The 11,447-nt window shown below is 35.1% G+C and carries 7 protein-coding genes; all 7 read right to left on the bottom strand.

The window, feature by feature from the left end:
• Nucleotides 1-21: 21 nt before the first annotated feature.
• The gene (locus EYD46_RS01525) at nt 22-723 is read right to left on the bottom strand and encodes a fibronectin type III domain-containing protein (protein WP_130935289.1); all 702 of its coding nucleotides are present in this window, start codon (nt 721-723) and stop codon (nt 22-24) included.
• A 1-nt stretch (nt 724) separates the two neighbouring features.
• The gene (locus EYD46_RS01520) at nt 725-2,911 is read right to left on the bottom strand and encodes a BNR-4 repeat-containing protein (RefSeq protein WP_130935288.1); all 2,187 of its coding nucleotides are present in this window, start codon (nt 2,909-2,911) and stop codon (nt 725-727) included.
• A 119-nt stretch (nt 2,912-3,030) separates the two neighbouring features.
• Nucleotides 3,031-3,345 (bottom strand): L-rhamnose mutarotase, encoded by a 315-nt coding sequence (gene rhaM / locus EYD46_RS01515; protein WP_130935287.1) that lies wholly within the window; start codon nt 3,343-3,345, stop codon nt 3,031-3,033.
• Nucleotides 3,346-3,468: 123 nt separating this feature from the next.
• Nucleotides 3,469-4,338 (bottom strand): T9SS type A sorting domain-containing protein, encoded by an 870-nt coding sequence (locus EYD46_RS01510; RefSeq protein ID WP_130935286.1) that lies wholly within the window; start codon nt 4,336-4,338, stop codon nt 3,469-3,471.
• A 133-nt stretch (nt 4,339-4,471) separates the two neighbouring features.
• Nucleotides 4,472-6,649, bottom strand: coding sequence for a beta-xylosidase (locus EYD46_RS01505; RefSeq protein WP_130935285.1), 2,178 nt, complete (start codon nt 6,647-6,649; stop codon nt 4,472-4,474).
• 138 nt (nt 6,650-6,787) lie between these two features.
• Nucleotides 6,788-8,371 carry a RagB/SusD family nutrient uptake outer membrane protein gene (locus tag EYD46_RS01500; protein ID WP_130935284.1) on the bottom strand — a complete coding sequence of 528 codons (1,584 nt, stop codon included), beginning with the start codon at nt 8,369-8,371 and terminating at the stop codon, nt 6,788-6,790.
• Nucleotides 8,372-8,381: 10 nt separating this feature from the next.
• Nucleotides 8,382-11,423 carry a SusC/RagA family TonB-linked outer membrane protein gene (locus tag EYD46_RS01495; RefSeq protein WP_130935283.1) on the bottom strand — a complete coding sequence of 1,014 codons (3,042 nt, stop codon included), beginning with the start codon at nt 11,421-11,423 and terminating at the stop codon, nt 8,382-8,384.
• Nucleotides 11,424-11,447 lie beyond the last annotated feature (24 nt).

The following is an 11,447-nucleotide window of genomic DNA, read 5'->3' as shown; positions in this document are numbered from 1 at the left end:
GTTTCTTTTGATATATAATAATTATCTGGTAGTAAAACTCCAAATTTGACCTATAGTAGTTCCTCCATTTCCATCTTTTACAACTATTTTAAAATAGTAAGTTGAAGCTGCTGTTAAACTAGTAGCATTATATGTTGTTTCTGATTGATTTTCTGAAACTTTTGTTGTTGGATTGCTATCTGTATCTAAATATACATCGTAAGTTAAACTATCGTTATCCACATCACTAGCTGTCCAACTTAGTGTTGTACTAGTAGCGTCTATTTCAGAGTTTAATGCAGGTTCAACAAGGCTAGGTGCAAATGGTAAATGGTTAGAAACACCATCACCTTCAACCAAAAATTGACTAACAGAAGAATAGGCACTTTCCTCTCCCTTACTATCTCTGGATTTTAACCGCCAATAATACGATTTTCCTTTCTCTAAGCTAATAATTCTAGACGTTGACGAACTTGAAACATCATATGCTAACGAAGAGAAGTCACTTTGTTCAGATACTTCAACTCTATAAGTTATCGTATTTCCTTCGTTATCTGTAGAAGCATTCCATTCAAAAATTACGTTATTATCAATACACAACGTATTGCTTAATGGATAAACCTGAACAGGAACAGTAGGTGCTGTGTTTACTGGATCTGGTTCTGGTGTACTATCATCCCCACCACTACTGCATGACAAGATAATACTTGCGAGAGCTACTAAATATATATATGACTTTTTCATTTTAATTTTTTATTAACTTAATAAATACTGGCTTTTCTACATTTATTTTTACAAAATAAATACCGTTAGGTTTATCTTCTATATTCAATATCATTTTCCTAGAGTTTGCCTGATATTTCTTCACATCGATTAACTGAGAATGGATATTATATATTTCTACATCTACTGCATCTAAATTATTTGGCATAAAAATCTCAAATACACCATCAGAAGGGTTTGGATAAGCCTTAATATCCTCAAGAAGATTTACATTTTTTACCATTTCTCCTTGACACGCATCTTTACTTTTTACAACTAGGTTATCTCCATGGTTTACTTGCACATAGAATTTGGACTGATATGTTTCCATAATTTGAGTACCATTTTTGTAAACCGTGTAAGGAGGAGCCCCCTCATCAACAGATACCTCTAAAGATTGTTTAACAACTTGCATCTTACCAGATAAATTAATTCCTCCATCAATTACTACTTCATAGCAATGATTATAATTTTCTCCTACTACTTCAATACAAAAATCGTAGGTTCCTGGACTCAAACCTTCAATCGTGGCATCTTTAGTAAAGTTGTAATCAACACCATTAATAGTTGTAGCATAATCATGAACTGCCCCTGCATTAATAACCAGTTTACCATTATTTTTACCTACACATGTCTCACTAATGGTTTGGATGGTAAAATTATTTGGCAGCGTAGGATCAACTGGATCTATATCTAAATCTATGACTTGTAGATATAATGGCTGCGCATTACCAGAACTATCTTCCATCAAATAATAGTAAGCTTTTCCATTTTCTATATGAACAACGCCGTGATCATACTGTCTACCACTGGTAGCCTCATAAACCCTCTCAAAATTATCAGTTCCACCTTCAGCTTTGTCTACAACAACTCGACCGTTATTTAAGCCTACTACATAAACATTAGCCCCTGATGTGTAAAACGAACCTGCTATAGATTTTTCTGTAGTTATAAACTCTGTAGCACCTGCCGGTTTGTAGGTGTGTAAGCTTTTAGTTACGTTACTATCTAAATCTCGTACCTGACTCTTAATGTGTACATCACCATTGGCGGTTACCGTCCAATCAAATCCACCAACAATATGTACTCTATTTGGATTTGTTGTCTCCACGTAATCTCCAGGTTCCATGACTTTTATAAAATCAGCATCCCATAATGGAAGACTAAAAGATTCTCCTTTATAATTCTTCCAACCCGTGGCAGCCGTTTGATCATCTGAATAGGCATAATATACTCCGTTTTGGTAAAGATATTTATCATCATTATTTTGAGACCTACGTTGAAAACCAATACGAAACTTACCGTTTACGTATTTCATATCACCGTAAAGTCCCCAATTATAATCAATCCCTGGTTGACTTCTTGCATTTAATCTATTAAAATCTATGAAGTTACCCCACTCACCTGTATTGGCATCATATTTTACAAACTTATACATACCATTGTTATTTCCACCTTCACGCATAAGCATAAAAATCTCTCCACCATCATTTTGGAAGAATCTTGGGTAGGTTAATGATACGAATTCTGATTGAGCAGCAGTTCCCGGCATTCTTAAATGTTTATATCCTCCTGTTCCATTTGGAACAAACTTATCCAAAGTAAAATCAGCATCTGGTAACGAAGCTGCATCTTTAACTGAATATGAATATCTAAAATAATCATTAGCTAGACTTCCATTAGATGGTCTTGAAGCACTGTAAGCATGCATATCGTACAACAAATGAATTGTTCCGTCTAAAGGACTTATACCGACAGCTATGGTATTATGAGATTCTCCTATCCAGTATTGATTTAGATAACCTGTATGCCTATGAGGAAACTCTATAGTTGCCATTGTACCGGTTACTGTATTGTAACGGGTAAGCATAACATGACGGTCTGCTTTACCTCCACGATACCAAGTCATAAAAACATAATTACCATAGGTTTTTATGGCATCACCGTGTGCCGATATATTACGTCCAAAGAAAAAATCATAAGCTGCATCATCTCCAGTATTTGAAGTACCATTTGCAACCTTACTACCATTAAAATGTAAACCTAAATCTGTAATCTTGACTTCGGTTTCTAAAACAACTTGAGCGTTTAAAGTAACTGAAAACGTTAACACTAAAACTATTAATACATAGTTATATAAACTCCTTTTTCGAGAGTATTTTTTTTTCATAGCTTTTCTTTTTAGTACCTTATTTAGAGGTGTTTCTATATACAAATTTATATAATTTCAGTAAAAAAGCATCCTGTAGTATGCTGACGACGTTTTAAGAATTGTCTTTTTACAAGTAATTATTCTAGAAAAAATATTTCCTCTAATGGGGTTGAAACCGGTGAGTTATCTGGATTAACCTTCATAATATCTGCCATAAAATCCCACCATTTCTTCACAATTGGATTATCAGCCAAGTCTTGAGATCCTCCTTCACCATTCACTTTTTGAAACGCAAATAAAGTACTGGTTTCTTCATCTAAAAAAATGGAATATTCGCTTACTCCATTATCTTTTAATAATTGCTTTAGCTCTGGCCATAATTCGTCATGGCGCTTCTTATAGGCTTCTTTTTGACCTTTATTTAATGTCATTTTAAAAGCTAATCTTTTCATAATATGATAACTTTTTAGTTTCTAGTTTAGAAAAATCATTTGTAAATAGTGATAAAAAAACATCCTATCTTTATTAAAGATAGGATGTTTTAAATAAAAAATATTTAAAAAAAGTATTGTATATTATTGCTTTACAATCTTTTTAGTAAATGAACCTTTATCTCCTTTCATTTCTACAAGATACATACCGCTTGTTAAAGCACTCGCATCTAAACTAAGAGATGATTGAGTATTTACTTCTTTAGTCAATACTTTTTGTCCAAGTAGTGAGTACACAATTACTTCTTTAACATTTGAAGTAAGCCCTTTAATATTGATTTCGTTGTTAACTGGATTAGATATAAAGATTGAGCTTGTATCAAATTCTTCGTTGCTCAATGGAGATACGAGAATGAATCGAAGTGCGCTAATTGCCCCCCCACTTTGAAACAGTACTGGGTCACCTGCTGCAGATGGAGCGTCTCTATATCTTAAGTTTCCTTGTTGTCCAGGTGAATTTGAAGGTTTAGCAAACAATGCATTGTTTCCAGAACCGGTCCAACCTGTCGATTTTCTTCTTTGAAACTGGTCCCAACCATAGTTCGGATCAGTGTTATCTCCTACAGGCTGACCAGGCACAAGAGTAAGCTTGATTTCAGTATCTGATCCAGATCCATCTAAAGTTGATGGATCTACAGCAATGGTAAAATCTCCAACACCAGGAACCGTTGCCCAAATTTCGACATACCCACTAGAAGCTGGCTCTCTATGATCTTTTACTGTCCAAACTTGTGTTGGATCATCTCCCGGTAACAACGCTGCCCATTCTAAGTCACCAGTTGTGCCATTAACGGTCATATAAAGCTCGGTTGACGCATCAGCACCATCAGTACATACTGCAATCTTATAAGAACCTGCCTCATTCCATAGTTCAGGACATGGTTGAGCGTGTACTTGAAGCGCTAACATAGCAAATAATAAAAATGCACTAATTTTTAAAGTAATTTTCTTCATAAATTTTAGTTTTAATCGTTAATATTTAGTTTTAGTTAGCCAATTATTGACTAATTATTGTACAAATTATAAAAATTGAGTAAGTAGACTGTCCTGTACTAACCTGTATATTAAAAAAATAAAATTTATTTTCTTACCTTTTTACTGTTAATGTTACTTTTTGTAAATCTTCTTCTAGGGAAGAAGCCCCTACTGATATGGTAAAAGTTCCAGGCTCTACAACTTTTTGCATATCACTGTTTAATAAATTTAATTCGTTAAAACCTATTTTAAATGTAACTTTTTTAGTTTCTCCCGGCTTTAAAGTGATACGCTCAAATCCTTTTAACATTTTTAGATAGCGACCAACAGATGCATAATCGTCCCTAACATACATTTGCACAACCTCATCGCCCTCTCTATCTCCAGTATTAGTAACGTTCACTGAAATAGTTGTAGAACTATCTACTGGAATTGCTTCTTTTTCAAGCTTTGGGGCACCATATTTAAAAGTTGTATAACTTAAACCGTATCCAAATGGAAATAAGGGCGATTTATCAGTAAAACGATACTTTCCTTTTCCAGATCCAATAAAGTCAGGACGCTCCAGATAAGTTACAGGAACTTGCCCAACAGAGCGTGGAAAAGACATAGTTAATTTACCTCCTGGGTTAATATCACCAAAAATCACGTTTGCAACAGCATCTCCTGCTCTCATGCCTCCATACCAAGTTTCTAGTACAGATGGTATATTTTCGGCTATATAGTTTATACTCAATGGACGACCGTTAATTAGAACAACAATAACAGGTTTTCCTGTTTTATAAATTAGCTCCACTAGTTCTTTTTGGACGCCATACAAATCAAGATTAGAACGGTCTCCACCTTCACCACATGTTTTATGAGAGCTACCCACAACTAAAACAACAGCATCCGATTTTTTTGCTGCAGCTATAGCCTCGGGAAATCCGTCTTTTGAAAAATTATCTATATCGCAACCTTTAGCGTAATTTATTTTTACATTATTACCTACTTTTTTCTTTAAACCATCTAAGACAGAAACATAGTATGGTGGTAATCCTGAATATCCCCCCAACAACTTATATGTTCCTTTTTTAGGTTTTTCTTCGTGTGCATTAGGGCCAATGACAGCTAAGGATTTTATTTTTGATACATCAAGAGGTAAGAGTTTATTATCATTTTTTAGCATGATAACAGATTTTTCAGCAATTTCTAATGCAAACTCACGATGCTCATCAGTGCCAGCTTCTACAGTTTCTTCATCAATTTCTTTTGGTTCTGAATCAAATAATCCTAATTTATATTTAGCGGTTAAAACACGTGATGTGGCTTTGTCTATATATTTCATCAATGCAGGATCCTGCATTACTGTATCCTTCAAAATATTAGTATGATAGGTTGCTAGATCAATATTCTTCCCTATTACCAAGTCCATATCAACACCTGCTTTTAAACCTAAAATAGCCGCTTCGGTTCTGGTTTCAGGAATAAAATGCATAGTTTCTAATCTCCCCACATCGTTGTTGTCAGAAACAATAAAACCATCAAATCCTAGCTCATCTCGCAGGATATCCTTTAACAACCAAGTATTCATGTGACATGGAACCCCGTTAAAATCTTGATGTCCCGGCATAGCACAACCTACCCCTGCTTCTTTTACTGCAGCTTCGAAGGGTGGAAGGTAAACCTCGCGCAAACGACGTTCGGACATATCGCTAAATCCACCATTTATACCACGGCGATTTTCAGGGTATCCAACAAAATGTTTGGCCGTTGCAATCACATGATTTTCATCAAATTGCTCATCACCCGTTCCTTGTAAACCTTGAATAAATGCCACACCCATTCGCGAAACCAAATAAGGATCCTCTCCATAGGATTCTTCAACACGACCATAGCGGGCATCTCCTGCGTAAACATCTAAATTAGGAGAGTAACAATGTGTAACATTCAAAGCCCGGGCTTCTAGTGCTGTTTGGGACGCCATTTTTTTAATAAGTTCTGGTTCCCAAGTTGAGGCACAGGCCACCGCTTGTGGGTAAACAGTTGTATTGCCATAATAGTCAAGAACAAGCCATAAACCATGTAATGCTTCTCCATATTTCATAAATGGAATACCTAATCTTTCATTGGCAGGTGCATCTTGTGTTAATTCTGCTATTTTTTCGTCTAAGGTCATTTGACTTAATAGCGCTTCTACTTTTTTATTTATTTCTTGATCTTTATCTTTTCCTTTTAAAGTTGATGTCTCGGATTGACAACTTTTAAATAAGAAACTAATTAAAACTAGTGCAATAACAGAATTCTTCATTCGATTTAATTTGTATTTGGCCACTAATCTAAAAGATATTTACCCTTTACCTATCCTGAACTGTCTTGTATAAAAAAAGACTAGAGAAAAATTTCTCTAGCCTTTTCAAACTAAACAATTAATAAAACTTATTGCTTACTAATTTCTATAACCATTATTTGTTGGATCTGATTCCAATAATGCTGGGTTATTTTCCAACTCTTGTAAAGGAATTGGTAATAAAACATGATATGGTCTTATATTGTCTGCAGGAGTCCAAAATCTAAATTCAAGATCCTGAACAACATCTAGTAAAATACCCCATCGTATCAAATCATATCGTCTATGCATTTCAGCAGCTAACTCCCACTTACGCTCATCATAAATAGCTTCTCTAAAAGCTTGCTGACTTAGACCTAAAATAGCCTCAGCTTCTCCTTGAGTTGCAAAAGCACGCTCTCTTATCTGTCTAATATACTCAAAAGCTGCATTTGGATTTCCACCTGGGCGTTCGTTCTCACATTCTGCAGCCATTAAATGAACGTCTGCTAAACGGAACACCATTCTATTATCAGAGTGATTAAAACGAGGAGATCTATCCAACTCCAAATTCCAGAATTTTGCCATGTAAGGGAAATTTAAGTCAAAACCTAAATAGTTATCAACTATGTTTAGCTCTCTTCTTAAATCGTTCATTGGGAACTTCTCAGCAAAATCTTTAGAAGCCACCTGTAATCCAGTACCATTAAAAGCTTCTCCCCTCGCTGCTAAAGCATCTCCTAATGCACTTCTTTCATCTGTATTTGCTGGCTCATCTCTTAAACGAGGATTGAACATACTTGGACGCCAGTTATTATTACCTGCGAATGATCTACCTGGGAATGCTGGGTCAAATTGACTATTAATATCTCTAGCAAAATCTAATGACCAAATAATTTCATCATTATACTCATTAAATTGATCGAATACTTCATTATATGTATCCAATAATCTATGAGGCGATTGGTTTATGATTTCCAAACACTTATCCAAACCTTGTTGCCATTGTTGTTGCTTCATGTAAATTTTAGCTATAACTATTGCTGCAGCCCATCTTGAAGCTCTACCGCTTTGATCTCCCGTGTAAACGTCTTGCAAATTGTCTTGAGCAAACTGTAAATCCTCTAAAACTCCAGCAATTATAGTAGCCTCATCAGTTCTTCCTAATGAGCTAATTTCTTCAAGCGTAAGTACCTCAGTGTAATAAGGCGCATCTCCCCAAAGATTGGTTACGTGCCAATAACATAAACCTCTAATAAATCTGGCATCAGCAATGATGTCGGTTCGTACATCTGCACTACCTACTGCTTCATTATCTGTTACTCGTTCTATAATTACATTAGCATTTAGTATTGTTCTATAAAGGTCTTTCCAAGTATCTGAAACACTCATTTTTTGAACAGATATATCAGCAATTGCTTCATTCAATGTGTAATTTCCTATTGGCTGAACAAAATTTGCAGCACGATTGGGCTCAATAATATCACAACCGTTATCATAAAAATGATCTAGACCTACCTGCCCATATAACGAATTGTTCTTTAAAATGGCGTACATACCTTGAACTGCTTGTCTTGCGTCATTCTCTGAAGCGAAAAAGGTTTCAGGCGAAATGAGCGCTTTTGGGTCTTCTTCTAAGAAACTTTCACAACTAAAGCATGCAAAAGCTATAAAGACGTATAAAATTAAATTTTTTGTTTTCATATTATTTTTTTTAAAAAGTTACATTTAAACCAAGTGTTATAACTCTTGGGTTAGGATATTGGGCACTAATATATCCTTGTAAAATATTATCACGACCAAAATTACTTGCTTCTGGATCTATCAGTCTCGTTTTAGAAAATAATAACAAATTAGTTCCTGAAAAATAAACGGTTGCATTTTTAATACCTTTTAGTCCCATTTTATCAACATCAAAATTATAAGCTAATCGTACAGTTTTCAAACGAATATGAGATCCATCTTCAACATATTCAGAGTTAGGTAGCGTATTAGTTACAGAATCCGCTCCTGCTCTAGGAATATTAGACGTTGGGTTATCTTCCGTCCAACGGTTACGTAAATCTCCAAACTTCACAGTCTCACCTCTATTGAAATAATTATTTCTCATGTTCAAATTATATACTTCGTTTCCTTGAGTTCCTTGAAAGTAGAAAGAAAAATCCCAATTCTTGTATGAAAAATTGTTTTCAATTCCAAAGATTAAATCTGGAAACGGACTACCTAACACTACGGCATCTTCAGTTGATGCAATACCATCTCCATTAAAGTCTTCAAAATGTGAACCTCCTACAACCTGAGGGTCTGTTCTACCTGATGCATCAATCTCTGCTTGACTTTTCCATGTCCCTAGGTATCTAACTCCAGTAAAAGCAGGAACAGATTCTCCCACAATTAAACGCGTATTACCTGAACCTAAAATAGGATCTGCGACAATATCAATAAAATCTACACCTCCTAGGTCTAAAATTTCATTCTTATTAGCTGATAATGTTACGGTAGAATTCCAATTAAAGTTAGATGTACTCACGTTTGTTGAATTCACTAAAAGCTCCCACCCTGTATTTTTTAAAGCTCCAATATTTTGTAATTGGCTATTAAAACCAGTCTGTCTTGGGATTGTAACATCCAATAACAAGTCTTGTGTTTCTTTATAGTAATAGTTAAATTCTGTAAATATTCTACCTCCAAATAAAGAAGCTTCTAACGCAATATCAAATGAACTTGTAGTTTCCCATTGTAAATTTGGGTTTGACGGTCTACCTAAAGTTAAACCTGGTACTTCCACGCCGTTTAGTGTTGTATTAGCTCCTGTTAATAGTCCAAATGTACTGTATGGATCAATGGCTTGATTTCCTGATTTACCCCAACTTGCTCTTAATTTTAAGTCTTGAAATATATCTTGATCTTGCATAAAATCTTCTTCAGATATTTTCCAAGCACCTGCTATTGAAGGGAAAAACGCATATTTATTACCTTCTGCAAAACGAGAACTACCATCTGTTCTCCCAACTAAAGTTAAAAGGTATTTATCTTTATAAGAGTAATTTAATCTTCCAAAAAATGATGCGATTTGAAACCCTGTAAAGTCACTACTTACTACTGATCTTGTAGGATCTGAATTACCTAAATTATTAAACCCTGTAGCATCACTGGTAATACCAAAAGCTTCAGCCTCTGCTATTTCTGTTGATACTTTCTGAAAAGACGCACCCGCAAGAGCAGTTATGCTATGATCTTCACCAAGATCTGATTGGTATTGTATCGTATTTTCATTGTTCCAACCATTACTATTTACGGTGCGAACGCTAGCACTTCCTTGTCCAGTATCTCCTATTGCCAGTAAACCAGGTAGTTGACTAGAACTAAATCTGTTTCGCTTCGTGTTGTTAAATTCTGGACTAAATGTTGAACGGATAGTCCACTTTGGTGCTGGACTATACTCTACATAAACCGTTGCTAACAAGTTATTAGTGAAGGTTTCATTTGTATTTAAGGCTATAGCAGCTAAAGGATTATTGAATGGCGACCCAACTATTTCATTGAAACCATTGAAAGACCCATCGTCATTAAAAGCTGGTTGAGTACGAACAATACCAAAAGCAGCCTGTCCAAAACTCGCAAGTGCATTATCTTGTTCTAGTCTTGAATAATTTAATCTAAATCCTGTTTTTACTTTATCACTTATTTTAAGATCTAAATTTGTTCTGAAAATATATTTTTCAATACCAGAACTCTTTACAATACCTTCTTGATTGAAATAATTTAACGATGTATAATAATTAACATTATCAGATGCGCCAGAAACAGAAACATCTGCGTTATAAATTGGAGCAGTTCCTAATACTAAATCTACCCAATCGTTATCAGGATATGTTGATGGATCATTTGGAAATGGTTCTGCAGCCGATCTAAAACGTGCACTTTCGTTGTTAAATTCTATTTGCTCTCTTTGGCTTAACCTATCTGGTAATTCTGGTAGCATTTGTGAACTAGTGTAAAGATTCACACTAATCTGTGGTTTTCCAGTTCCTGCTCCAGCACCATTTTTTGTAGTTACTAAAACAACACCATTCGCACCCCTAGAACCATATATAGCAATAGACGATGCATCTTTTAAAATCTCAATAGATTTGATATCATTACTATTAATGTTATTTAAGTTAAAGTTTGTTCCAACTACAATACCATCAATAACCCAAAGTGGTTCATTACTACCTGTTATCGAGTTACCACCACGTACTCTAATAACAGTACCCGCACCTGGAGCACCGTTAACCTGAGTTACCTGTACACCTGAAGCTCTACCTTGTAAGGCTTGGTCTACCCTAGCAACTGGAACTGCTGCTATATCCTCTGAACTTACAGAAGATACAGATCCTGTTAAATCTGACTTTCGTTGGGTACCATAACCAATAACAACTACTTCATCTAGTGCGTTGTCTTGTTCTAGAACTACATCAATAGTAGTTTGGCTTCCTACTACTACTTCTTTTGTAGAATAGCCCACATAAGAAAATACAAGTGTACTTTCTGGACTCGCATTAATGGTATAATTACCATCGAAATCTGTACTTGTTCCTGTTGTCGTTCCTTTTACCACTACCGTGGCTCCAGGTAGCGGTTGACCATCTGCAACAACTGTTCCTTTGACAGTTTGAGCAAATGACATTGCTACACATGAAAACAAGAAAATGGTAAACAACCTAATTCCTCTGAAATTAGGTGTCTCATTTAGTTTAGTTTTTAGTTTCATAAATTTCAAGTTAAATTTGTTTAT

Origin of the sequence: Hyunsoonleella pacifica (assembly GCF_004310335.1) — a bacterium.
GTDB classification, from domain to species: domain Bacteria; phylum Bacteroidota; class Bacteroidia; order Flavobacteriales; family Flavobacteriaceae; genus Jejuia; species Jejuia pacifica.
Note: the sequence above shows the minus strand (reverse complement) of the source record. Positions and strands in the feature narration are given on the sequence as shown.